Genomic DNA, 25,983 nt, shown 5'->3' with positions numbered 1-25,983 from the left:
GGGGCTGTTTCCGGCCGATCCTTTTTCTATATTGTCCGGCGGATTTCTTCTTCGATTTGTTGAATCACATCACCGACGTTCGCGTGAATTACGCTGCCGGGAAAGCGGAGCACTTTCCAGCCTTTGCGTCGTAAATAGGCGTCTTTTTTCTGATCGTGCCGCTTTTGTTCCGGTGTCGAATGGTACGCCCTGCCGTCGCACTCGATGGCGATTTTGTATTGCGGCAACGCTAAATCAATCCGGTAGCGTGCCGGTGGAACGACGTACTGCGCCTTCACGTTATAACCGCTCCACGTTAGCGCCTCATACAATTTTCGCTCGATGGGACTTTCGCATTTAGCATATTCCCAATCAAACGACAGCGACTGAGATGGATGGCGTTTCTCCCAGATTTCGTGCCGGACAAACAAGACAACAGCCGCTGCAATCAATCCGAAGAAAACGAGATATTCGATCATGACCATCACCTAATCATAGGATAGACAAGTTTGGGCGAAGGTAACCGTAGCGAGAAGTTCATGACATAGGCATTTTTTTATGGGCATCTATTTGTAATTCGTCCAATGATCGGAATATAGTAGAATGGGAATGACCTAAACGGGCGTGATGTATCCATTTGCAAAACCATCGAATCGTACGATCTTTACATAAAATTCAATTCGTTTGCGGTGCCAACGAGTCGTGGATCATCCATCCGATGAAACAAGACGTGATCGTCTATGCGCTTAATGAGGAACGATGACACCCACAGCTCGATGTCTAGACGAAAATTCACATCGTTCGTTCCGCTGCTCGAAGGCAAAAAACAGCGTCGGAATACGTGATATGATCCCCTGATAGTAGACAGAAAAAAGAAAGCACATGAATCTGTCTACTATGGAGGGGGATTTTTCTATGAGGAAAACACGAAAAACCTTTGATGTAAAGTTGAAAAGCTGTGGATATATATTTGATGAACAATGAAGGGGAGGGGAAAGCTCGAAAATCCACCGATCCCGCTTGTCGTTCCTCTTGTCACATCCATTTCCCATAACTGATTCGAGCCGGTAATCATGCGATTTCGATCGAGTTTCTTCGGATATACAATCCGTTTCTCTCGCTGCGGACGTAGTAAGCCCATCGCTTGCTTCTTTCAATACTTGTAGCTGAATTTCCTTCGAATGTTTTCTTCGTTTCATGTACATCAAAAGCCCCCCTTCATTTGGTCACTTCGATGATAAAAACACCTCATCGAGTGTCCAAATTCATTAGGGGGTTAATGAGGACTCAGGCTGCTTACATGTGCTTTTTTATTCGTATCTACTTGACAGGAGGGGCACTTCAAAGTGGCCCACGTTTTGTTTTCCCGTCTCACGTTTGTCATACTGCGTTATCGATTTTTACCGTCTCATCTGTCGTGTTTCCCGCTCTTTCAACTTTTCTTCCATCCGCTTCAGCAACTTTTCCCACGGGTTTTCCGCCGTTTTTTTCTTGCGCTTTCGTTTTTCTTCCGCCATGCTCAAGCGCCTCCTTTCGCTGCGGCCGATAAGGCGAGCAAGTCGCGCAGCTCATCGTCAGACAGCTCGGTGATCCACGTTTCGCCTTCAGTGATCACATCAGCGAGCGCTTGCTTTTGTTCGAGCATCTCGTCAATTTTTTCTTCAATTGTCCCGGTCGTGATCAGCTTATGGACGTGGACGAATTTCGTTTGCCCGATACGGTAGGCGCGGTCAGTCGCCTGGTTTTCGACGGCGGGGTTCCACCAACGGTCGAAATGGATGACATGGTTGGCGGCGGTTAAGTTGAGCCCGGTGCCGCCTGCTTTGAGCGACAAAAGGAAAATCGGCGCTTTTTTCGCTTGGAACTCATCCACCATCCGGTCGCGCGTTTGTTTTGGGACGCCTCCGTGCAAAAACAACACCGGCTCATCAAACAAGTCGGAAAGCAGCTGTTGGATCATCTCGCCCATTCGCACGTATTGCGTGAAGATGAGGCACGATTCGTCGTTGGCGCGGATTTGCTCGATCAGTTCGATGAGCTTTTCGAGCTTGTGCGACCGTTCAACGAGCTGGCGGGGGCGGCGTTCTTTCAAATACAGCGCCGGATGGTCGCAAATTTGCTTCACACCGTTTAGCATTTGCAAAATCAAGCCGCGCCGCGCAAACGGACTGGCTTCCTTTGCCCGTTCGAGTGTGTCGTTGACGAGCTGCTCGTACAAAGCCGCCTGTTCAGCTGTGAGCGGGCAGTATTCTTTTTGTTCGAGCTTATCCGGCAAGTTGAGCGCAACCGCTTCATCCGTTTTCGTCCGCCGCAAGAGAAACGGACGGATGAGTGTTTGCAGCGCCGCTTTTTTATGGGCATCGCCTTCTTTTTCGATCGGTCCGGCAAAGCGGCGTTCAAACTCGGCCGCACTGCCGAGGTAGCCCGGGTTGAGGAAGTGGAAGATGCTCCAAAGTTCGCCGAGACGGTTTTCAACCGGCGTGCCGGATAAGGCGATTTTATGTTTTCCGCTCAAGCGGCGGATGGCGCGCGCTTGTTTTGTTTGCGCGTTTTTAATGTTTTGCGCTTCATCCAAGCAAATGACGTGCCAGTGCATCTGTTTTAAATCGTCATGGTCTAAATGGGCAAGGTTGTAAGACGTAATGACGAGATCGGCCTCGCCTGCCGTTTGCACGAACGCATCGTTTTTCGCCCGGTTCGGTCCATGGTGCACGTAGACGCGCAAGTCTGGGGTGAAGCGGGCGCATTCCTTTTGCCAGTTGCCGATCACGCTTGTCGGGCAGATGAGCAACGCCGGCGTGTCCGGGCGTTCGATTTCTTTGACGTGCGCCAAATAAGCAAGCAGCTGCACCGTTTTGCCTAGCCCCATGTCATCGGCCAAGCAGGCGCCAAAGCCGAATCGGCGCAAAAAGACGAGCCAGTCGACGCCGCGCTGCTGGTACGGGCGGAGCGTGCCGCGAAACGACGGCGGCACATTCGCTTTCGGCAATCCATCCAGCTGCTGGAGCTGGCGGATGAACGCGCGGAACTGATCATGGACGTCAATGTGGATCGGGATCGATTCGTCCGTTGCCTCTTCGCGCTCCTCTGCTTCTGAAAGCAGCGTTTGCGCCACGATATCGTGGATCGGCACGCCTTCTTTTTTCGCCTTTTCCATGAGCGCCTGGGCGCGGCGGACAAGGGCGGGGTCAAGGATGAGCCATTGGCCGCGCAGGCGAATGAGGCGCCGCTTTTGTTCCGCCAAAGCGGCAAACTCCTCTTCCGTCAGCTCAATCCCGTTGGTCGCGACGCGCCAATCGAAATCAGCGAGCCGCTCAAGGCCGAACAGTGATTCGGCGTTGACGGAAGGCGACAGTTTCGCTTTGATCGACAGCTGCGCCTGGCGGATGTCGTGCCACCAGTCGGGAAGCAAGAGGCGTACGCCCGCTTCGGTGAGCTTTAAGCTGTCTTCGGACAAAAAACGCCACGCTTCTTCATTAGACAGTTCCGTCCGCAGACCCTCCCCGGCGTCAAGCCACGGCACGATCGCGCAAATGCGGCGAATGGCGCGCTGGATCGATGATTCATATGGGCGCCAGGCGCGCGGAATATCACGGGCAGAGGCGATGACGCTGTCGTCGATGGCGATGAACACCGCTTCCAGCGTCCATGCGTCGCCGTCCTCAGGCGGCTCGACGAGGCGAAGCCCGACCGTAAACGGCGGCCGGTCGCCGAGCCAGCCGATTTGTTCCAGCCAATCGTCTTCCGTTCCGATCCATTGGCCGCTGGGGGAGGCGATTAATGGATAAGCGCGAACGATGTCGCCCCAAATGCCGCGCAGCTCTGGGTCGCGCGACAGCCAGTCGGCGATTGCCAGCGACCGCCATGCCGCAACAAGCGGGTGCGGATCGTCTTTGAGCCCGCGCCAACGCGTCCGCTCAGCTTCGGCCCATTCAGACGGCTGCCCTTGTTTCCACGCCGAGAAATCGGGACGGAAGCAGCGTGTGCGCACATCGTCGATGATTTGCTTCGCCCATGTTTCAAGCTGGGCGGTGAACTCATCTCCCCATTTGATGGAAAGAAAACGGTTGGACGGGCGCCAGGCGAAAAACGTGAGCGCCTGCCACGGGGACAGCCGCACCGCGTCGCGTCCGTGGACGGTCGCGACATCAAGCAAGGTGCCGTAAAAGGTTTCTTCATGCCAGGCGAACACAAGCGGCGCCCAGCTCGAAACACGGTCCGGGCCGCTGAGCCAGAAGCATCGTCCTTCTTCGCTCCACTCACATGAAAGGGTGATCGTCTGCAACGCTTGTTCCATCATAGAAGCAATTTTCCTTTCTCCACTTCTTCATGAAACGCGCGCATGCGCGCTGTTTTGGCTAGCAGCTGTTCAAGATACATCTGCCATTCGTTCATTCGTTTCAACGATCGGTAGCACGCACGCAATTTTTTTAAATATTGCACGGCGACGCGATAGCTTGCGCGGTTTTTCGCCTCGACAAAACGCATGACCGCTCGGTGATACAATGGCAAGACGAGCGCCGGGTTTTGTTTTTGCAGCATGGCGAGAAATGTTGGATCAATGTCATGGGCGGTGGCGTCCACCCATAAGTATAAGTCGACTACATCATGGTAGCGCCTTTGACCGAGCAGCCAATGAACGTAGCGGTTCGCGCTGTATGGGAAGCATGCGGCCAACAGCTTCTCATAGTCGTCCCATTTGTTGTGTTGGCGAGCGTATGATTCGTACAGCCGACCGATTTCGTTGACAAACGGCGACCGCTCCATCTCTGGAAGAGCGGATATGTAGAAGGCAAGCTCTTGCTTTCCTTTCGCCCAAAATGATGCGAAACGTTCCGGCGAATGCGAGGATGCGAACCGCTCCATCCAATCGATAAAAAACGGAGCCGCTTCCTTGGGATGTTGGCGGTAGATGGCGAGCGCTTCGTCATCTTCGCCGAGTAAAAAGGCGAGATGGGCGGCAGCTAGCAACAGAGTGGTTGACTGTTTTTCCGTTGCCAGGCGGATCAGCGTTTCTTTCTCTTGCCGGCGCTGCGCTTCTTTCGTGAACAGCAGCTCCCAAGCGGTTGTGTATAGGCTGTAGACGAGTGAAGGGGACGCCTTTCCCCACCGCAGCAACAACTCCCGTACATACGGGATCGTCTGTTCGATGTGCGTTTCAACAGACGGGGGCAGCAGTTCGGACGGAAACCGTTCCAACGTTTCGAACCATTCGTCGGCGATATAATCGACGTCTTGTTGCCACGAAAACTGCTCGTATGATCCGAACAACAGCCCACGGTCCCAACCGCGTTCGCGTCCGTATTCGAACAAATGGTCAAGCAAAAACAAGGCCGCATGAAAGCGATGCAACGAACGGACAGCGCTGTGTTTCGGGCTGTTTTTGACGAGTTGCGGAAACAGTTGATGGGACAAGCGGTACGGCCAATCATTGCGGCGGCGGTGGCGGGCGCTCCACTCGTCCAATAGGTCGGCGAACTGCTTCCGCCATTGGGCGACCGATTCCGCTGTGTTTGGTTCAGACGGTGTTTGGACCGATGCCGCTTTCCGGTTCGGTTTTTTCTTTCCTTGTTTCCATTGCCGCAACAACTCGCCGTTGTCAAATACATTTCCGTACACGTAAAAGAACAGCGCCAGTACGTGCGGGCAAAGATCTTCCGCCCCGCATGGGCAGCTGTGGAGGGAGATGTCCGACAAATCAAGCGTCACGTCATGAATGGCGGTGTCGATGACTTTTCCTTCGATAAAATCGCTGTCTATGACCATGACGTTATACACCAACCCTTGCCGTGACAATTCCCGCCCTTTTTGGATGACATGTTGGAAGAGAGAAAACGGCCATTCCCGCTGCAAGTCGGCAGCGGCTTTTTGCAACAGAGGTTTGGAGATTGCGGTCTGCAACATATCAGTCCGTCCTTTCCGTCCATTGTGCATCATGGGTTCCCGAAGAAAGCCCCCGTTTTCCGTTCATTCTTTATATCTACTTATTATAGCATGGCGGATTGTACTGTTGCTATGTTTGTTTGGCGTGGGATTTATTCCTAATTTTCTCTCTGTTATGATACAATGAACATAACGGCAAGGCCGAATCGAAGGAAAGCGGGTGACGATATGACGGTGTCGCGGAATGCCCTTTGTCCGTGCGGCAGCGGCAAAAAGTACAAGCATTGTTGTGGAAAGCAAGAGGCGGTTTCGATTTCGTCATTGATTGACCGCGAGTTGATCGAATGCATGAATGATATGCGTCAGTTTGTTTTGCAGCGGTATGAGAGGGAGGCGGAAGAGCTTTTAGACCAGTTCCCGCTTGATGAGATGCCGGAGGAACTCGAGCTTGGCGTGCAGATCATGGCGGTGAACTGGATGTTGTTTTGTTGGCCGGTTGATGAAACAGGACAAACGATCTTTTCTGCTTACCGGAAAAGCCGTCATTGGGAGCGGTGGCGCCCGTCCGTTCAGGCGCACATCGAGAGGTGGGAAGGAGCCGTTCCGTCGCTTGGCGAGTTCATCGGCTATGATGACGACAATCGCCCCGTTGTCCGGGATTTGTTGACGGGAGAGGAAAAGATCGTTCATTTATTGACTTCCGATCAATGGCCGAGCGTGATCGAAACAGGAGATGTGGTGTTCGGCTTCCTTGTGCCGTACCAAGACGTGTTCACGTGTTTCACAGCGGTGTTTCCGCTCCCGGCGTCAGGGAAAGATCGATTGCTTCGGGCGATTCAACAAGAAGGGGAGTGGAGCGGTCAGCCATCGGCTTTATGGATGCGCGATCGGTTCGTCGCTGTGCTTTCCGATGTGCTCTTGGAGTGGCTTTGGCAGTTCGCCAAACAGTTCAAATGGGATGATCCGAAACAAGCGGCCGTCATTCGCGAGCTCGATGAAAACGAGCCGGAGGCGCCAGCGGCGCTGCTCAATCAAGCGTTCGCCATATGGGCGATCTATTGCGGAAAAACATCCCGCCTCCCTTATTCGGTTCCCGTCTACGCGGCGGCGCTCCGCTATGTGGCTGGGCATTTGATGAAGGCGGAAGGATCGGAGGTGGAAGACATCGCCGATCGGTATGACGTGATGCCAGAAGATGTGCGATCGGCGGCGTTGGATTTTTTCCTGATGGCTGTTGATGATGAAGACGACGAGCAATGGCTCGATGACTGGGAGGAAGACTGGTTCGAAGAGGAAGGGGATGAGCTTGATGCGCGCATCAATGAATGGATCGATGACATCGATCTGATGTTGATGCGTGAAGGATGGGACGAGAAGCGAGTCAACCGTCATATTGACCGCGCCATCCGTTCGTGGAGGGATGAGGGCCTGCTTGAGGAAGTGAATGAAAAAGAATTGCGTAAAGAACTCCGCGATGTAGCGTGGGAGATCTTCACCGATCGGGGATTCATCTAGAAGCTGGCAGAAAAACGGGCGCTGCGCGCAAGTCAGCGGCATTTCGTCAGAAAGGAAAGCCGGTTCCACAAGGGCTCTCTCATTCAAACATCATTGGGCTCAACCCAAGCCCTCTATAAGTAGAAACAGGGAATGGAATGCGTTCCATTCGTGAAACTCCAAAAAAAGCGGCGGGGAACGATCGGTTTTGACCGAATCCATAATGGATTGGGAAAAATGGCTTTGTGCGCGATTCCGACAGTTTTTAATATCTTGGTCGCCGTTTTGGAAAGGAATGATTAGAAGGGAGGATTTTGCATGGCAATCGGCCGAAATGACCCGTGCCCGTGCGGAAGCGGGAAAAAGTATAAGAAGTGCTGCATGAACAAACAGCAGGAGCGTGAAATCAAGCGGGTGCGGCAGCGCCGCTTTTTTGACCAAAAATATGAGCTGTCGCAAATGGTGCAGCGGTTTTTGGATGAATCGCTGTCTTATGATGAACGCGAAGCGGTCAACCGTACATTTCGCCGAATGATCGAACAAAAGGATCATCGTGAAGAGTTGAAGGTGTTTGAGACGCTTTGGCGTTTTTTCCTCCATCGTTATCCGAATGGATTGCGCGGCGTTGAATGGTTTCAACAGGAAAAAGGGCGTCGTCTGTCTCCGGAGCTCAAGGAAATGTTGGACCGCTGGGTTCGACTTGTGCCGCGCCTTGTGCAATTTGTCGATTTGCATGATGAAGGAGGAGTGGCGGTCGACCGGTTGACGGGCGAGAAACTTCTCATGCCGTATTGCGAGACATTGGAGGTTGTGCGCCCTTGGGGCGGCATGTTTGCCTTTTTGGAGCCCTTTGACGGCGGCTATTACGTTTGCGGTGTATCATCGATTGTGGATCCGAAGGGCGTGGAACGGGCGGAAGAGAACATTCGCGTCTTGTTGACGCAAACCGATTGGCCGTATGAAAAGGTAGCCGTTGAACATTTTCTCGATATCGTTGATGCAGGCTATCCTCCGAGGGCGGACGATGTGCAAGAGGAGCGCACGCGATGGACGTATGAATACGAATGCCAGGAAGCCGCTGAGGCGATGAGGAAGCTTGCTTCGATCGGACGCGCTCACATTGATCATGACGATGGGGAGAAAGTGGAAGGTTCATGGTGCACCAATGTGTACCATTATGTCGGAGTGATTTCCCCCAAGCCGATTCATGTGTTTGAATTAGGCGGGTCATTATCCGCTCATCGGTCGCGTCTCGTGTTGTCTACCGAGGAGGAAGGGACGGCCGAACAGCTCGTGTCGCTGCTGCAGGCGTTTGGGTATTCCCCAAAAGAACGAAAACGGGGGACAGAAGCCGTTTTGCGCCGAAAAGGGATCGAAAACGTTTCGCTTCATATTGATTCAGACCCAGACTCTCCCCCTTGGGTGGCAACGATGGCCGGATTGGATGTTCAAATGGAAAAAGCCCTTCACACCCCGCTTGAGAAATGGAATGGAAAAACCCCTCACGAAATGGCGCGCGAGGGGCGTGTGCAGGAAGTGGATGAGTGGCTGAAAGAGTATGAATTCCATTTGTTTAACATGCAAGAACGAGCCAATTTGCCGGTGCTCATCGGAGTGAATCCCATTCGCTCCCGTTATGGATTGCCCCCATCTCCGTTTAGCTCATCACATCGTCTTTCGGACTTATGGAAAATGAAATGGATGGGGCCGGAAAGAACCGAGACATTGTTGATCCGCGCGGAATGGGAAGGGATGTATTTTACCGATGACGCATTGGCGTTTTATAACGAAGTCATCGTGAGCGGAGAAAAAGAGGCCAAAGAGGCGTGTTGGGCCGTGGTTTTGCTCGTGTGTGAATATATGACCGGGCGGACGTTTTCATCGTGGGAGGACGTAGGAGAAGAAGAATGGAAACAATGCATCGTCGAGCAAATCCCGTCAAGATGGAGTTCGTTTTCATGGGAAGTGGTGAGCCGAGCGCTCGATATGTTGCTTGAGTGGGCCGATTGGCTGGACCGCCGTTATGGAACGAATCATCGAACTGTTGTTTGTGCCGTGCTGGAAGAGGTCAGAAGCGAATTGGAACATTGCTTTGCTTTGCTGGATGAATGGAGGGGCGAGAACGGAAAGGCGGATGAGGAACTGATGGCTTGGCAGCTTGCTCGTTTGTTTGGTTTGCCTATTCCCCTTTCCGTCGGTTTCTCGTTTTTCCGCGTCAAGCGTGTGGAACAGGGGAAGGCGGTGCTGGATTGGCTTGCCCATAACCGAACGGTGACATGGGACATTCCGAAGCGGGCAGAGCCGCATCTGTTGCCGGGCATGTATATCGTCGCCGCGACCGATCGCAACGGCAAGCTGGACGATCTTGCCCGCGTGTATCCGCCGTCTTTCTCTCCGTACGTAGAGCCGTGGCTTCAGGCGTTGCAAGAGTGGCCAGACAAGGTGGAGAAAGAACGGGCTGCGTTTCAAGAGCGCCTGCTTGTCTCGTTGTCCCGTTTGCTTCGCCGGCCGTAGGCGTCCCGATGAATGACGGGGCGCTTGTTTCTCTCGGCTCGGCCTCTATGATTCTCCATTATGCAGGCAAGACCAATGGTAAGAGTCATTCATATTCTTAGGATTTTGGTCCATCACCATAACGTGTGCTTGAGAAGCAGGGTTTTTCTCGTTTTACCTAGAAACGGATGAGGACGCGAATGATCCAAGAATCCTACACCTTTAGGAGTGCGGAGTGTCAACCGGCATGAAAATCATGGATTGGCTGATTTTCTCCTTGGAGAAGGAAATATGGCATGTTTTGAAAAAGCCAAGGGCACCTTTTGGTGAAGAACCAGGATTTTGGTTAGGCATAAAAAATGGAATGCGAATCGATGTTCTCGACATGAGCGGCGGAAGTCCCAAAGTGCTTGCGATATGTGTTGCTGAAAGCAGTTCCATCACACGTTGATCGTGAATGTCTCCCCAAGGTGTTTAGCTGGCCCGAGCGTTAGCGTAGAGGGGGAGAACGTTCAATGACTATGATACAAAGAAAGTAGGTAGCTATATGGCGAAGGCATCGCGAAACAATCTTTGTCCATGCGGCAGTGGGAAAATGTACAAGCATTGTTGTGGAAAGCAAGAGGCGGTATCGATTGCATCTATTATTGAGCGCGAGCTGGTCGAATGCATGCAGGATGTGGTCTTGTTTGCGTCGGAGCGATACGAGGACGTGTTGGTGGAAACGATGGCGGAATGCTCGTTTCAATGGTTTCCGGAAGAGTTAGAGGCGGGCGCTCATTTATTGTTGACGGATTGGGCTGTTTTTTGCCGGCCGGTGGATGAGAAGGGGACAACAATCTTTTCGGCGTACATGCAAGACCGGCGCCGCAACCGTTGGCGGCCGGCGGTGCAAGCGCATTTGGAGCGATGGACGGAGGGAATTCCGTCGTTTGGTGAGATCGTCCGTTTCGACGAAGAGCGGCGTCTCATGGTGCGCGATCTTGTGAGCGGGGAAGAAAAACGCGTCCGTTTTTTAACGTCCGAGCCCGTTCCGCCGGCTGAAGAAGGGGACGTTTTGCTTGGCTTCCTCCTTCCATATGGGGAAGAGTTTACGTACTTTATAGCCGCTCTGCCGTTTCCAAAGAACGGAAGAACACGGCTCGCCCATGCGATTGAGGCGGAGAGAAAACGAAGGGGGAAAGCGGCAGACGCGTTTTGGCGAACATCGTTTCCAGAAGCGCTCGATCTGGCTCTTCACGAATGGCTATGGCAGCTGTCGGCTGAATTGGAGTGGAACGATCCTGACGAAGAAGCGGTTCTTCACGAGCTGAAGCGGAGAGAAGAAAAGACATCGTCCCGGGTGCTTAGCCATGCGGCGTTCTTTTGGCGCATGTATTGCGAACAAGATGAACCGGCCATCGATGACCCGGTCGTGTATGCAGCCGCGCTTCGCCATGTTGCCGGTCAGATGGCGGAAGAGGAGTTCATGGATGCAGAGGAAGCGGCTGCACGCTACGGAGTGGCGGCCGAGGAAGTCGAATCAACTTCCATGGAATTTATCTTGTTCGCGGTCGAGATGCTGGATCGCGATGAGGATGGCGAGTGGGATGATGACGATGAGGAATGGCTTGATGATGAGTGGGATTTCGAAGAAGGCATGATAGACGGCGATGAGTTGGATGCCGCGATTGACGAATGGCTTGACGAAGTCGAAGAACTGTTTGACGACGAAGGTTGGGACACCGATCAAGTCCATCGCTTGATCGACAAAGCGATCCGAACATGGAAAAAGGACGGTTTGCTTGAGGGAGTCGACGAAGCCGAACTGCGTGAAGAACTCGAGGAGCTCGTCTGGCAAACATTTGCGGGGCGGGGGTTTTGTTAAGAACATACAGCGCATCCATGGGAGAAGGTGCCCAGCCGTTGTTTTGGACGCCTTCTCCCCCTTTGCTACAGATGGATGTAGGATAACCGCTTGTTCACCTCCTCGATGTTAAACGCATCGGGATCAAAATCTTCGCCTTTCATGTCATACATCCAGTCAAGTCGTTCAAGCAGTTCCGGATCCGTAAGGGAGTCTTGGTTTGCTGCTGATTCGAGCAGCTCCAAATAACCATAGACGCCGCCGCAATCCTCGGGAGGGCATGCCCGTTTCCCTTTCAGGCAAGTGGCGCGTTCCAGCGGTTTGGGGAGTGTTTCAATCTTTTCGACGGTGATGGTATGGCGCCAGTAGTCGCCAAAATCGTAAATGTACAGAAACTTTTGTTTTTCTTCCGTCAGCCATTGCTGCAATTGAATGCGGCGGGCGTCCAACCGCTCTTTTCCAAAGTGGAACGAGTCCCAATCGTCCGGGATGCTTACAAGCGCGTTTCTGAGATCGAACTCGTATAAATGAGCTTGTTCCCAACCCATTGCTTCTTGGATGATGAGATGAAGATCGTGAAATGTTGCATGTCCGGGAACAAGGACGCGCCGCCAAATCGGCGGACGGATGCCGTTTAAGGATATTTTTAACTGATAGGCGGTTTTGGAGCGACGCGGTTTCTTTGATGTCGTGCTTTTGCTTTTTGGTGTTTCCGTCCATCGACCGTGCGGATGGGAAGTTTTCGTTGAATTAAGCTTCGTCATCAATTCGTCGATCAAGTCGATGAGTCTTTTCTCTTCCATGAATATCGTCTCCTTTTTTAGGATTGTTTTTGTATACTTATAGTTTAACCTGTTTCTGAAAGAATCAAAATAATAATAATGGTGATAGAAATTAGAAAACGAAATTGATTCAAGGAGGGAGCCGTATGTCGGTCGGCCGAAACGACCCGTGTCCGTGCGGGAGCGGGAAAAAGTATAAAAAATGCTGCATGAACAAAGCGATGGAGGAAGAGGCGAAAAGGGCGCGGCAACATCGGTTTTTTGAACAGAAGTATGAGCTGTCGCAACAAGTGCACCGTTTCTTAGAGGAGGCGCTCTCCTACGCCGAACAACGGGCGATAAAGCACGCGTTCCGTCAGGCCGTTCGGGAAATGAAACACAGTGAGATGCTTGAGCCGCTTGAAACGCTTTGGTACTTGTTCGTTCACCGTTTCCCAAACGGGATGCGCGGCGTTGAATGGTTTTGGCGCGAGAAAGGACGCCGTTTATCTTCGGAATTGCAAAACATGCTTGACCGGTGGGTTCGGCTTGTTCCGCGTCTCGTTCAGTTTGTGGACCGCGGTGAAGACGGGGGGACAGCGGTCGACCGATTGACGGGGGAAACGTTGTTTCTGCCATTTAGCGAGACGATGCCGGATGTAGTGCCTTGGGGCGGTATGTTTGCGTTTCTCGAGCCGTTTGACGGCGGTCATTATATCCAAGGGGCTGCCTCCATCGTTGGGCCGGACGGAGTGAAGAAGGCCGAGGAACGAATGCGTTCTCTCCTTCAAGAGACGAACATGCCGTACGAAGAGTTGGCATTTTCCCGTTTTCTTGATATTGTCGACGCGTGTCACAGTGCTTCTTCATTACAGGAGCGCGGGACGGAAGCAGTTGAACAATGGACGGTCGTCTACGACATGCCTGATGCGCGCAACGCCCTCCGTCAGCTGGAACGACATGGAATCGTGATCGTGGATGAGGAAACGGACGAAGCCGTCAAAGGTTCACTGCGCGGTGTGACGTATGAATATCACGATGATCTTGCCTCCAGCCCGATTTATCTGAACGAACTAGCCGGCTTTGTAGAGGGGCAGGGGCGGACGATGACGCTCTCCACCTTTGATGCGGACGCCGAACGAGTGCTGACAGAGGCGCTTAAAGCTATGGGGATGCGGGCCAACGTGGTGTCGCGCTCTGTAAAGACGCACCTTGTTCCCAAAGGGGTGAAGCTGCTGTCCTACCATGTCGAGTTGCCGCCGGGTGAGCCGTCATATATGGCGCTCGTGGCCAACAGTGCGGTGATGTTAGAGCAGACGCTGCATGTGCCGCATGAAGAATGGGGGGGACGGTCCGTTCACGAATTGGCCATGAGCGGCGAGCAGGAAACAGTGGAGCAATGGCTGCGCGCATATGAGCACCATGCATTCGAACTTCTCCGCCAAGAAGGCAGTCCGGTGATGGTCGATACGAACAGCATCCGTTCCCGCTACGGTTTGCCGCTCTCGCCATTTGTGACGCCTAAGATCAAGCGGACAACGTCTGTTCAAGTATTGCAACGGCTCGATGAGGGCGGATATTTTGCCATGCCGGCGGAATGGAAAATGCGCTTTTTCGGCGCCGACCTCGTCCGTTTTTACCAAGAAAAAACGGAAGGAAAATCAGAGGCGACGAAAGCGAAATACCGCCTCGGTGTGACGGCGGTCGGCCATTACTTGCAGACGACGCCGCTGTCATCGTGGGATGCGCTAGAAGCGCGCCATTGGCAGCAATGTTTGGCATTTCACTACGTCATGTTTTCTCCTGACATAAGCATCAATCAAGCGAAACAAGTATTAAGCGCCGTTCAGGCGTTCGCGAAATGGCTTGATGGCCGCTATCAGACAAACCATGCTCCGGTCGTGCGCCAACTTGTTGCGGAATTGAGCGAGCCGTTGTTGAAGGCCGTCCGTCTTCTCCGGTTGTATCACCGGTCTGACTCAGCGGTGGTGATGGCAGATACTGCTTCAGAACAGATGATGGAAAACAAAGGGGAGCACCGGACGGGGACATTCCGAGTGGTGAACGTCGACCAGGAAGAAGCCATACTCGACTGGTTGGAGACGGGTGAGCAGCTTCACTGGCGTCTGACTCCGTCGGCTACATCGTATGTAGAGCCTGGTATGTACGTAAAAGCCACCTTCAACAAAGACGGAGAGCTGGCTTCTGTTCAGCGTGTGTACCCGCCACAGGCCGCTCCTTATCTAGAATCGTTCGTTCAGTTTGATCAGCCATTGGCTAAGGTGTAAAGATGTGGGAGGATGTCCCGTTGTGGGGCATCCTCTTTTTCTGTGAAAATGTGTATGCCTTGGGGTGCTATTTTCACACTTGGGTGGAGTGCAAAACTTGTTCATGGTTATTTTTCTATCGTTTGGAGTGATGGAAGGACGGATCAGCCGTGCTGAGCGGGGGACACTGAGAGAACGCAAAGAATGTTTTCGCCGTTACTCGGCAACGCTCGTATCTTTTTCATTTGGCAGCTGTCGTGCTAGGGAACATTGTGTGGAAATAGGGCATCCGTTGTCGGTTTATCGTCGTGCTGGCGCTCGTTCTGTCGAGCGGTTTTCCCGACCGACAGACAGGAAATCGACTCTTACGTGCGAACCATATAGTAGAACGAGAGACATCTAGGAGGGAAGGTGCATGAGGCCAAGAAGATGGTTCGCCATATTGGTTTGTTTGTGTTGTTTGGTTACAGCTGCCTGGCCGGCAGAGGTGAAAGGGGAAAATAAGAAGAAGGAACGATTGGCTGTCGTGACGGTTGATCGGGTGAACGTCCGCCAAGGGCCGGGTGTGCCGTACCGTCCGTTGGCGAACGTTCACCGTGGTGAAACGTATCGGTTGATCGATATAAAAGACGGCTGGTTGAAAATAGAATGGAAGAAGAATAAAATCGGATGGATTGCCGCATCGTATGCCGCTCCTGTGCGCGAAATGGAAATCGTGCAAGAAGATCGGCTTCGTCTTCGGCAAGAGCCGGGGCTAGATGGGCGTATTATTGGCCATCTGGCACAGGGGGATCAAGTCATTGTCATCAAAGAAAAGGGAGAATGGAAACAAATCGTCACGAAAAAGGCTGTTGGTTGGGTGGCGGCATCGTATTTGGCAGATGCCGAATCTCCAACTGGTTCACGGCAGACAGGAGTCGTGACGGCTGATTCACTGAACGTGCGGGTTGCGCCGTCATTGGATGCGGAGCGGATCGGACGGCTTTTGCACGGTGAGCGCGTTGAGATTGTCGAAACAAAGCGAGATTGGTATAAGATCGTTACCCGTTCCGGGCTAGGTGGTTGGGTGGCGGCGGAGTACATCGAAATGAAAAATGGACAGGCCGTCGGGAATCAGGAAGAGGCAGTGGCTGAATCGGCTTCGCCTGCTGCTGTTGACCTTGTCACCATTCAGGGAAATGGGCCGCGTCAATATGTAAAAAAATGGACGCGCACACCTGTTCAAGTGCTTGCCGGAAAAACGATCGTGCTTGACGCCGGCCATGGCGGCAAAGACGGGGGAGCGGAAAGCGTCAATGGCGTAACGGAAAAAACATTGACAATGGAAACGGCCGAGCGGTTGAAAGAAAAGCTCGAAACATACGGAGCGCGCGTGGTGTTGACACGTGTCAATGATGATTACGTGCCGCTGTCGGCACGCGTGGCCACCGCCCGTTTGTACCAGGCGGATGCGTTTATTAGTTTACATTACGACAGCGCGGAGGATGAAGATGCTTCTGGCATCACCGCCTACTATTACGATCGGTTCGCCGACTACGGGTTGGCGCAATCGTTCCAAGGGCCGTTCTCAAAGCTCTCTGCTTTGCCATTTCGCGGCCTCGCCTTTGGCAACTATTACGTACTGCGGGAAAATGAACGACCGTCTGTGCTGCTTGAGCTTGGCTATTTAAGCAATCGGTCGGATGCCGAGGTTGTGGCGACAGACAGCTATCAAGAAACAGTGACGACGGCTATCGTGAACGCCGTGCGCCATTATTTTCAATAACAAACCGGTCATTTTGCCCAAAATGGGCAACGGATCTGCGGCATACAGGCCGCACGACAAAAAGCGTCCCGATTTTTCGGGGCGCTTTTTTACCATTTCAAATCGAGAAAGCCTTCATTTCTCGGCATGAGCACACGGGGGAAGAGTAATTCCTGTCACTTATTGCACATACCATGAGGGGGAAGTTTTGAGACATTGATATGTACTTGCCTAATGACAACCAACATCCCTATTTGTCCTTCATTTTGTTTTTCTAAAGTGTTGGTTTGGACATGATATTGATTGGCAACGAGCAAACAATCTTTGTCTTCTCTTCCATCCATACTAGTTCATCTTCCATGTTTCTATGAGGGTAACTTTTTTGTCAATCTAGCTTCCTTTCATCAAGAGATTGTCTCTATAGGTAAAATATACCTATGCCCCTTCTTGTTTAGGGAGATTGTTAGCCAATCACAGAAGTTCGTTGGCTTTTGAAGACTGATCATGCCTTTGCTCGATGGCTGCTGGGACGAAATAGCCAGAACAGGGGCTTGACAAAATAGTAAAAAAAGTATAATATTTAAAACGTATTAGGATAGTAATATTTCATTATAATCCTAAGTGGCGCGTTTGTTTTGTGATATATCAGAATATTCAATTCATTTTGCTAACATAGAAATGAGGGATATGATGAAAACGAGAGATGTGCTGTTTACAGGATTGATGCTATTTTCTCTCTTTTTTGGCGCGGGGAACTTGATTTTTCCTCCATATTTAGGAATGGAAGCAGGAACGGCGGTATGGCCAGCAATTCTTGGATTTATCGTTACCGGTGTTGGGTTGCCGCTGTTGTCGGTCGCGGCGGTGGCGTTCGCCAAAGACGGTGTCCGTTCGCTCGGCAACGCGGTCCATCCGGTGTTCAGCCTTTGCTTTTCGCTCGCTGTGTATTTGGCAATTGGTCCGTTTTTCGGCATTCCGCGCGCGGCCAGCGTTGCCTATGAAATTGGGGTCAAGCCGTTTTTTTCTGAAAGCGCTTCTTTCGCGATGTGGTTGTTTACTGGTATCTTTTTCGCCCTTGTGTACTGGCTTAGTTTAAACCCATCGAAGCTTGTCGATCGAATCGGCCAACTATTAACGCCGCTCTTGCTGCTTTCGATTGCTGTGCTTTGCATTACCGGTTTGATCCGGCTTGATAACCCGCATGCGGTGCCGGCGGAGAAGTACGCCTCTGCGCCGTTTGCGAAAGGGGTACTGGAAGGGTATTTAACGATGGATACGATCGCTGCCCTTGCTTTTGGCATCGTCGTCATCCACGCGCTTCGTGACCGCGGAGTTAACCAGCCGGCGTCGCAGGCAAAGGCGACGATTCAAGCCGGGATGATCGCCGGATTAGGACTCGCGCTCGTTTATACTGGCATTGCTATCATTGGTGCAAGAATGGCCGATGCCGGCTCATTTGCCAACGGAGCGGAGCTGTTGTCATACGTGTCATCGCTGCTGTTTGGCAACGGCGGGAAGTTGCTATTGGGTGTGATCGTAGCTCTTGCTTGCTTGACGACGGCGGTTGGCCTTGTTGCCGCTTGTGCGCAATATTTTCAGGAGCTTACACCGACGATTTCGTACCGGACGTATGTCGCTGTGTTGACTGTATTTAGCTTTTTGATGTCGAACATAGGGTTAAATGCGCTGATCGCCGTTTCTGTTCCAGTGTTGACGATGATATATCCATTGGCGATCGTGTTGGTTGCTTTATCGTTTTTCCGCCGCTTTTACCGCGGTTCGACGAAAGTGTATGGTGTTGCGTTGCTCTTTACCGGCGTGTTTAGCTTGTACGACGGTTTAAAAGCGATCGGGTTGGAAACGGCATGGTTAGAACCGCTCCTCTCGTGGGCGCCGCTGTTTTCGGTCGGGCTCGGTTGGATCGTACCAGCATTGATCGGTGCTGTGCTCGGCTTTATCATGGACCGGCCGTCCGCAACGAGACGGAAACATGCTGCGTAAGGGACTGACTTAACAGACCCTCCGCTCTCTAGTTAAACAAAAAATGATAGAATAATAAAGGTGTTTGGTGTGTATATATGGTATTAAAAGGGTGCCTCGTTGCTTTTGAGGCATCCTCTTTTTTCGCTGTTACTCAAGCAGTTCGGTGAAACCTGTGAATATCCGCGGGTGATTCGATATAATAGGGACAAGCCGTTATCGCCGCAATGGATGGATAAAGGTGTGAGAAACCGTGAAGATGGCGATTGCGGGAACGGGAGATGTTGGTCTTGTGACCGCGATTTGTTTGACTGATAAAAGACATGTGCCCAATGTTAGGGTAGAGCGGTATTGAAATGCTGTGGGATGTTCGCTCAAGCGCCTACAGCAACGGCTTTGACGTAGGTTGATGTTCCCGAACGGGCAATCAGAGGAGTTTCGGGGAAGCAAGACATGCAGATGAGGACGTTGTTAGCCCTCGGGCGGGGAGGTGTGCGTCATTCGCATTCGGTTAGGTATATTAGGAGCAGACGACTCGTTACCGATTATTCAATCGGTGGTGGAGGAATATAAAGAATTCGTTTGCCTTCCAGTCGTTTATTGGAACGAAAGTGAAATTCTCGACTTGATTCGTCCGCTTGCCTCTGAGGTCGATATGTGGCTGTTTTCCGGACAAGTGCCATATTCAATCGCCAAGCAGTCCGGTGAGATCGAGGTGCCGCTGTTTTACGTGCCGCATACCGGGGCGAGCTTATATCGTACGTTGCTGCAGGCGTATTATACCAACCAAATTCCGATCTCTCAGCTAAGCTTTGATACATATGAGCGCGGCGAAGTGGAGCGACTGCTTGAGGAAGCCGACATTAAAGAGCCGGTTCCGCATATCAAGCATTACGAAGGAGGCATTTCCGCTCAAGAGCTTGCTAGTTATCATTACGACTTATGGAGGCAAGGGAAAACGAAAGCCGCCGTCACTTGCCTACGAACCGCTCATCTGGAAATGGAAAAAATGGGGATGCCAGTGTATCGGGTGCTACCCGCTCGTTCAGCTGTTGAAGCGGTCGTGCAAACGATCATTCGCACAGGGGAAATGCTCCATGTACAAGATGCACAAGTCGCCGTGCAGATGATCGAAGTGGATTCGATGATGATTACATCCCCGGAGGCATTTTCAACGGATGAGATTTATAAAATGGAACTGAAGGCGACAGAAAAACTGTTGCAGTATACGAAAAAAGTACAAGGATCGCTCAAATGCGCCGGACCGGGTCGCTACGTCATTTTTACAACAAGAGGTGCGTTAAAAGAGATGACCGCCAGCTATAAAACGATTCCTTCTGAGGAGGAGATGGCACACCTTTATGACGAAATCGTGGCGTGCGGCATCGGCATCGGGCGAACAGCGTACGAGGCGGAAATCCAAGCGGGAAAGGCATTTTTGCATGCGAAACACTGCGGAAGAGGAGCTTGGATGGTTGCCTTTGATGATGGGACGATTGCAGGTCCGTTAGGAAAGGGGGAGCGAATTCGTTACTCGCTCGGCGATGAGGAGCTGCGGCAACTGGCCAGCCGCACGAGTTTAAGCGCTGCGACGCTTGGCAAGCTTCAGGCTGTTTTGCGCAAGCGAGGAAAGAACGAGATTGAGGCACATGAGTTGGCTGTCTACATGGGAATTTTGCCGCGCAGTGCCCGCCGGATTTTAAAAGAATTAGAGGCTGCTGGCCTTGCCGAGGCGATCGGGGAAACCAGTCCGTATCCCCGTGGACGCCCGCGGAAAGTGTATCGCATTTTTTTATAATCATCAGATGGTGAATCGGCTTCTGCTGTTTGTGGAAGCCGATTTTTATCGTTTTGGCTAAAAAGGTGCGGTCGTCAAGGTGAAATGGGCCGCTCGCTAGTAGAGAAAACTAGGGGCTCGCTGAGATAATATTTATTCTATTCATTATGATTTGTAATATTTGAAAATTTCGTTTAATGCGTTATAATTAAGGACATAACCGAAATTCATCCGTAAATCTCCTGAAGGAGAAAGTGGGGAGTAAATTGGTTCAGGGGGAACGTCTTTGGCGACGACTCATGGAACTAGGGGAAGTTGGGAAGCAGCCAGGCGGCGGTATTACACGACTCTCATTCACCACGGAGGAACGGCGAGCGAAAGACTTGGTTGCCGCTTATATGCGCGAAGCAGGTCTGTCCGTGTACGAAGACGCAGCGGGCAACTTGATCGGGCGGAAAGAAGGCACGAATCCGGAGGCTCCGGTGGTGCTCATTGGCTCACATGTCGATTCGGTTTACAACGGTGGGTGTTTTGACGGTCCGCTCGGGGTGTTGGCAGGCATCGAGGTCGTTCAGGCGATGAACGAGCAAGGAGTGAAGACACATCACCCGATTGAAGTTGTGGCGTTTACGGACGAAGAAGGAGCCCGCTTTCGTTTCGGCATGATCGGCAGTCGCGCCATGGCTGGGACGTTGCCGTCAGAAGCGCTCAATTACTGTGATGCGAATGGAATTTCCATCGCCGAGGCGATGAGGCAGGCGGGGCTTGATCCGCACCGCTTGCATGAAGCGGCACGAAAACCTGGGACGGTCAAAGCGTATGTTGAATTACATATTGAACAAGGACGGGTACTTGAGGAGGCAGGACTTCCTGTTGGCATCGTCACCGGCATCGCCGGGCTTGTCTGGGTCAAATTCACCGTCGAAGGAAAGGCGGAGCATGCCGGCGCGACACCGATGTCGTTGCGTCGCGACCCGATGGCCGCGGCCGCTCAAATCATCGCAGTAATTGAGGAAGAGGCGCGACGAACCGGGACAACGGTCGGAACGGTCGGACAGCTTCACGTGTTTCCAGGCGGCATTAATATTATCCCGGAACGGGTCGAATTTGTGTTGGACTTGCGTGACTTGCAGACTGAGGTGCGCGATCAAGTGTGGCAGACGGTGGCTGCGCGGGCACAAGTGATCGCGAAGGAACGGAACGTTCGCGTCACGACTGAATGGCTGCAAGACATGCCGCCGGTGTTATGTTCCGACGAGGTGAAGCATGCCGCGGAAGTAGCGTGCAAGCAGCTCGGTTATCCGCCGTTTTGGCTGCCAAGCGGCGCAGCCCATGACGGGGTGCAGCTCGCTCCTCTCTGTCCAATCGGAATGATTTTTGTCCGCTCTCAAGACGGGGTGAGCCATAGCCCTGCAGAATGGAGCACAAAAGATGATTGCGTGGCAGGGGCGGCTGTTCTTTATCATACTGTATGGCAGCTGGCTCAGGGACAATAACGAAAAAGACAAACGAAGGGTGCGTCAAACGTTTAACGAACCTCTCATACGAGCCATTTCATTGAGCATCGTATGACATGCCTAGAGTTGAAGTTGACCTTGATCAACGTCCGCCAAAGGGACAAAAGCGACGTCAAGGGCGACAGGAACAAAAAAGAACAGGGGGAGAACTTGGATGACAAGGGAAGAAATTAAACGACTCGTTGATGAAGTGAAAGCGGACGTCATTGCCTGGCGCCGCCATCTACATGCTCATCCTGAATTGTCGTTCCAAGAAGAGAAAACCGCGCAGTTTGTCTACGAGACGCTGCAATCGTTCGGTCATCTTGAGCTTTCAAGGCCGACGAAAACAAGCGTGATGGCGCGGCTTGTCGGCAAGCAGCCGGGACGGGTCGTCGCCATTCGCGCTGATATGGACGCGCTGCCGATTCAAGAGGAAAATACGTTTGAGTTTGCCTCAAAAAACCCTGGCGTCATGCATGCGTGCGGTCATGACGGCCATACGGCGATGCTTCTTGGCGCGGCGAAAATTTTTTCCCAGTTGCGCGATACGATCCGTGGTGAGATTCGCTTTTTGTTCCAACACGCGGAAGAGCTGTTCCCAGGAGGAGCGGAAGAGATGGTGCAAGCTGGCGTCATGGACGGGGTCGATGTCGTCATCGGCACTCACCTTTGGTCGCCGCTTGATCTTGGAAAAGTCGGCATTGTGTACGGACCGATGATGGCCGCGCCGGACCGCTTTTTCATTCGCATTATCGGCAAGGGTGGCCATGGAGCCATGCCGCACCAAACGATCGATGCTATCGCGATCGGGGCGCAAGTCGTGACGAATTTGCAACATATCGTCTCGCGCTACGTTGACCCGGTCGAGCCGCTCGTTTTGTCCGTGACGCAATTTGTCGCCGGCACGGCGCATAACGTCCTGCCTGGAGAGGTCGAAATCCAAGGGACGGTGCGCACGTTTGATGACACGTTGCGTCACACGGTGCCGCAATGGATGGAGCGCATTGTGAAAGGCATTACCGAAGCGCATGGCGCCTCGTACGAGTTCGAATTTAACTACGGCTATCGCCCGGTTGTGAACTACGATGAAGTGACGCGCGTCATTGAAGACACAGCGCGTGAACTGTTTGGGGAGGAAGCTGTCGCCCGCTTGAAACCGAACATGGGTGGCGAAGATTTCTCCGCCTTCTTGCAAAAAGCGCCAGGCAGCTTCTTCTACGTCGGCGCTAGAAACGAAGAAAAGGGAATTGTGTATCCGCATCACCATCCGCGCTTTACGATTGACGAAGATGCGCTCGAAATCGGTGTGCAATTGTTTGTCGGTGCAACGTTGAAATTATTGGCGGAAGCGGAATAACCGTTTTCGCCTTCGTTCATCCAATGAGGGGAGGGGGGAGAGGATGAAATCGATTCGTTGGCTGATGGTGTTGCCGTTTCTTGGTATGCTTGGTGGCATCCCATTTGTGAACCGGGTGGAGCCTTACGTATTAGGAATGCCGTTTCTGCTATTTTGGCTGGTTGCTTGGGTAATCGTGACTTCGGTCATTATGGCGATTGTTTATCGCTTTGATCCCGCGGTGAAGGAGGATGAGCAAGCATGAACGCGGCGTTAATCATTATTTTTGCTTTCTTGTTGTTTTCTCTTTATCTGGGGCTGCAGGCGCGCAGGGGGAAAGACATGAACTTGGAGCAATGGACGGTCGGCGGCCGCGGGTTTGGTACGATCTTTGTGTTTCTCTTGATGGCTGGTGAGATTTATACGACATTTACATTCCTTGGTGGAAGTGGTTGGGCGTATGGCAAAGGCGGGCCAACGTTTTACATCATCGCTTACGGCTGCCTAGCTTATGTGTTATCGTATTGGATGCTGCCGAAAGTATGGAAGTACGCGAAAGAGCATCGGTTGATGTCCCAATCAGATTTCTTCGCTCGCAAGTACGACAGCCCGATGCTCGGTGTTCTCGTAGCGCTGGTAGGGGTTGTGGCGCTCATTCCGTATTTAGTGCTGCAACTGAAAGGGCTGGGTATCATCGTTTCCGAAGCTTCCTACGGCACGATTTCCCCGACTGCTGCGATTTGGATCGGTGTGTTGGCGGTCACGATTTACGTAATGATTTCAGGCATTCACGGTTCAGCATGGACGGCAGTTGTGAAAGATATCATGATTTTAGTCGTCGCCGTCTTTTTAGGGATCTATCTTCCGTTCCACTATTACGGCGGAATTCAACCGATGTTTGAGGCCGTTGAGCAGGCGAAACCCGGATTTTTAGCGTTGCCGGACAAAGGGATGAGCGCTTCATGGTTCATTTCAACCGTGTTGTTGACAGCGCTTGGTTTTTACATGTGGCCTCATACGTTTGGCTCGATTTATTCGGCAAAAAGTGCCAACGTCTTTCGGAAAAATGCCATTATTTTGCCGATTTATCAGTTAGTGTTGTTATTTGTCTTTTTTGTTGGCTTCACGGCTATTTTGCAAGTGCCAGGGCTTGAAGGTTCGGATGCAGACTTGGCATTATTAAAATTGTCCATTCAAACGTTTGACCCGTGGGTTGTTGGGGTCATTGGCGCCGCTGGGCTGCTCACCGCGATGGTGCCAGGGTCGATGATTTTGATGAGCGCATCGACGTTACTTGTGAAAAATGTGTATCAAGTGTTTGTGCCATCCGCAACGGACGAGCAAGTCGCCAAGTTGGCGAAATATCTCGTCCCGGTCATCGCTCTTGTTTCATTGTACTTTACGTTCCGGGGCGGTGATACGATCGTGGCGTTGCTTCTTATGGGATACAGCCTTGTGACGCAATTGTTCCCCGCATTTGTCTTAAGCTTGCAGAAGCAAAATTTTGTCACGAAGCAAGGAGCGTTTGCTGGCATTTTAGCTGGTGTCGCTACGGTCGCGTACATTACGTTATCCGATAGCAGCGTCGGTACTTTGTTTCCATCACTGCCGCAAGTCGTACAAGATTTAAACGTCGGCATTGTCGCGTTGATCGTCAACACTGCGGTGACCATCACAGTCAGCTTGATTCCGTTTCGTTCGGTTCGTGCTGATGCCGAAAAACGGGTGGTGTAAGGAAGAAGGATTGGTTGTCCGTCATTGGTTGGAGAGACACATTCAGGTTATAAGGAAAAAACCGTTCTTTTTTGGTTACGTTGTCGCAACCGAAAAAGAACGGTTTTCTTTGTTTTTGTCATCCAACAGTCTGAAAAGGAATTTGTAGCAGCCTATTCTCTGAAAAGATTAACGTTGAATGTATCGTCTAGCGCCTGCGAATTCCTCGCCATATCCCGGAGCACGGTAGTCATCGATACGAACCGTACTGCTAGAGTTTGGAGAGTGAATCATTTTTCCATTACCAATATACATCCCTACATGATGTACTCTTCCTTTGCCTTGATCATAGGCGAAGAAGAGGAGATCCCCCGGTTGTAAATCCTTTTCTGAAACTGGGAGGCCAAACTGCGCCTGCACTGATGAGTCGCGTGGAATGGTAATACCGTGGGCTTTATAAATGGTATGGGTAAATCCCGAACAGTCAAACCCGAACCCGGACGTCCCCGCCCATAAGTATGGCAATCCTAAAAATTGTTTGGCGGTACGAACGACATCTTCTCCAGTAGGGGTCGGGATGTCTGCTTCAGTCCGGAAAATTTGGACGTCTTCCCGTTTCAACCATTTTGCTCCGTCGCTAGGTGTCATCACTTTTACAGCGTGCTTAGTAGTAGATATGACTGGAAGACGAGTTGCAAAACTGATTTCCATGAACCGTTTGCGGCTGTTTGGATCATGGTAAAGCCAAGCGGTTGGTTTGATGATTTGGGCAAACGGCTTAGACTGAAATTGGGAAAACGCTGTTCCTTTTGTCAGTTGGTGAATCGGCATCCAACCTGGGTAGCCAAGCGAATGGCGAGGGGTCGGTTGGCCGTGAACGGCTACTTTTACCCAATCTCCTTGTTTTTCCAATATCGTTACTTTGGTGCCATATAGCGCTTGGGTTTCAAGGTTCCCGACTAGCCACAGTTTTTCTTCATAGGACATACTTTTCGTCCATGTCCATAGATCAACCGGGTTGGACAGGGATGGAGAATCAATGCTTCGGGTTATTCCCGGTTCAACCCAAAGAGTGGCAACCGCTACATCTACATAGGCGGTTTCGCTATCATCCGCTTTAGCGTGTACAGGGGTAAAAAGGGAAAAGAGGAAGATTAAGCAAAGTACACCGGTGATCATCCTTCTCCATAGATTCATAGCATTTCCTCCTT

General features: G+C 51.9%; 18 protein-coding genes. 12 read left to right on the top strand and 6 right to left on the bottom strand.

Annotation, left to right across the window (positions count from 1 at the left end):
- Positions 1 to 26: 26 nt before the first annotated feature.
- The 4 genes from NSQ22_RS17280 to NSQ22_RS17265 all read right to left on the bottom strand — a co-directional run bounded on the left by NSQ22_RS17280 (position 27) and on the right by NSQ22_RS17265 (position 5,883).
- Positions 27 to 464, bottom strand: a complete 438-nt coding sequence (locus tag NSQ22_RS17280; protein ID WP_087960280.1) for a DUF559 domain-containing protein — start codon at positions 462 to 464, stop codon at positions 27 to 29.
- Between the two features lie 179 nt (positions 465 to 643).
- The gene (locus tag NSQ22_RS17275) at positions 644 to 775 is read right to left on the bottom strand and encodes a hypothetical protein (protein ID WP_339263930.1); all 132 of its coding nucleotides are present in this window, start codon (positions 773 to 775) and stop codon (positions 644 to 646) included.
- Positions 776 to 1,498: 723 nt separating this feature from the next.
- Positions 1,499 to 4,279: a DEAD/DEAH box helicase gene (locus NSQ22_RS17270; RefSeq protein WP_339263929.1), complete on the bottom strand. Its 2,781-nt coding sequence runs from the start codon at positions 4,277 to 4,279 to the stop codon at positions 1,499 to 1,501.
- A complete protein-coding gene (locus NSQ22_RS17265; RefSeq protein WP_060476277.1) occupies positions 4,276 to 5,883 on the bottom strand; it encodes a hypothetical protein in 1,608 nt (535 codons plus the stop codon). The genes NSQ22_RS17270 and NSQ22_RS17265 overlap by 4 nt, the downstream gene beginning before the upstream one ends.
- A gap of 207 nt (positions 5,884 to 6,090) precedes the next feature.
- On the opposite strand from NSQ22_RS17265, the gene NSQ22_RS17260 reads away from it, so the two are divergent.
- The 4 genes from NSQ22_RS17260 to NSQ22_RS17245 all read left to right on the top strand — a co-directional run bounded on the left by NSQ22_RS17260 (position 6,091) and on the right by NSQ22_RS17245 (position 11,716).
- The gene (locus tag NSQ22_RS17260; protein ID WP_087960277.1) at positions 6,091 to 7,377 is read left to right on the top strand and encodes an SEC-C domain-containing protein; all 1,287 of its coding nucleotides are present in this window, start codon (positions 6,091 to 6,093) and stop codon (positions 7,375 to 7,377) included.
- A gap of 297 nt (positions 7,378 to 7,674) precedes the next feature.
- Entirely contained in the window at positions 7,675 to 9,870 is a 2,196-nt protein-coding gene (locus NSQ22_RS17255; RefSeq protein ID WP_050367910.1) for an SEC-C domain-containing protein, read from the top strand.
- Between the two features lie 214 nt (positions 9,871 to 10,084).
- Positions 10,085 to 10,300 (top strand): hypothetical protein, encoded by a 216-nt coding sequence (locus NSQ22_RS17250; RefSeq protein WP_050367909.1) that lies wholly within the window; start codon positions 10,085 to 10,087, stop codon positions 10,298 to 10,300.
- A gap of 144 nt (positions 10,301 to 10,444) precedes the next feature.
- The gene (locus tag NSQ22_RS17245) at positions 10,445 to 11,716 is read left to right on the top strand and encodes a hypothetical protein (protein WP_339263927.1); all 1,272 of its coding nucleotides are present in this window, start codon (positions 10,445 to 10,447) and stop codon (positions 11,714 to 11,716) included.
- 65 nt (positions 11,717 to 11,781) lie between these two features.
- Here NSQ22_RS17245 and NSQ22_RS17240 read toward each other — a convergent pair whose 3' ends face one another.
- Positions 11,782 to 12,498, bottom strand: coding sequence for a plasmid pRiA4b ORF-3 family protein (locus NSQ22_RS17240; RefSeq protein WP_081157300.1), 717 nt, complete (start codon positions 12,496 to 12,498; stop codon positions 11,782 to 11,784).
- Between the two features lie 125 nt (positions 12,499 to 12,623).
- Between NSQ22_RS17240 and NSQ22_RS17235 the strand changes: the two genes are divergently transcribed.
- The 8 genes from NSQ22_RS17235 to NSQ22_RS17200 all read left to right on the top strand — a co-directional run bounded on the left by NSQ22_RS17235 (position 12,624) and on the right by NSQ22_RS17200 (position 24,793).
- Positions 12,624 to 14,744 carry an SEC-C metal-binding domain-containing protein gene (locus NSQ22_RS17235; RefSeq protein WP_081157301.1) on the top strand — a complete coding sequence of 707 codons (2,121 nt, stop codon included), beginning with the start codon at positions 12,624 to 12,626 and terminating at the stop codon, positions 14,742 to 14,744.
- 394 nt (positions 14,745 to 15,138) lie between these two features.
- Positions 15,139 to 16,488, top strand: coding sequence for an N-acetylmuramoyl-L-alanine amidase (locus tag NSQ22_RS17230; protein ID WP_087960275.1), 1,350 nt, complete (start codon positions 15,139 to 15,141; stop codon positions 16,486 to 16,488).
- Between the two features lie 669 nt (positions 16,489 to 17,157).
- Positions 17,158 to 18,468 (top strand): branched-chain amino acid transport system II carrier protein, encoded by a 1,311-nt coding sequence (gene brnQ / locus NSQ22_RS17225; protein WP_011888304.1) that lies wholly within the window; start codon positions 17,158 to 17,160, stop codon positions 18,466 to 18,468.
- Positions 18,469 to 18,937: 469 nt separating this feature from the next.
- Entirely contained in the window at positions 18,938 to 20,245 is a 1,308-nt protein-coding gene (locus tag NSQ22_RS17220) for a transcriptional regulator (protein WP_008881334.1), read from the top strand.
- A gap of 245 nt (positions 20,246 to 20,490) precedes the next feature.
- Positions 20,491 to 21,720: a hydantoinase/carbamoylase family amidase gene (locus NSQ22_RS17215; RefSeq protein ID WP_011888303.1), complete on the top strand. Its 1,230-nt coding sequence runs from the start codon at positions 20,491 to 20,493 to the stop codon at positions 21,718 to 21,720.
- Between the two features lie 175 nt (positions 21,721 to 21,895).
- Positions 21,896 to 23,080: a M20 family metallopeptidase gene (locus NSQ22_RS17210; protein WP_008881332.1), complete on the top strand. Its 1,185-nt coding sequence runs from the start codon at positions 21,896 to 21,898 to the stop codon at positions 23,078 to 23,080.
- A 43-nt stretch (positions 23,081 to 23,123) separates the two neighbouring features.
- Positions 23,124 to 23,324 carry a DUF3311 domain-containing protein gene (locus NSQ22_RS17205; protein WP_008881331.1) on the top strand — a complete coding sequence of 67 codons (201 nt, stop codon included), beginning with the start codon at positions 23,124 to 23,126 and terminating at the stop codon, positions 23,322 to 23,324.
- A complete protein-coding gene (locus tag NSQ22_RS17200) occupies positions 23,321 to 24,793 on the top strand; it encodes a sodium:solute symporter (protein WP_008881330.1) in 1,473 nt (490 codons plus the stop codon). Before NSQ22_RS17205 ends, NSQ22_RS17200 begins: the two co-directional genes overlap by 4 nt.
- A 168-nt stretch (positions 24,794 to 24,961) precedes the next feature.
- On the opposite strand, the gene NSQ22_RS17195 is transcribed toward NSQ22_RS17200, so the two are convergent.
- Entirely contained in the window at positions 24,962 to 25,969 is a 1,008-nt protein-coding gene (locus NSQ22_RS17195) for a C40 family peptidase (RefSeq protein ID WP_008881329.1), read from the bottom strand.
- Positions 25,970 to 25,983: the final 14 nt, after the last annotated feature.

This window comes from Geobacillus sp. FSL K6-3411, from assembly GCF_037965715.1.
Taxonomy (GTDB): domain Bacteria; phylum Bacillota; class Bacilli; order Bacillales; family Anoxybacillaceae; genus Geobacillus; species Geobacillus thermodenitrificans.
This window is presented reverse-complemented; position numbering and strand designations above follow the sequence as displayed.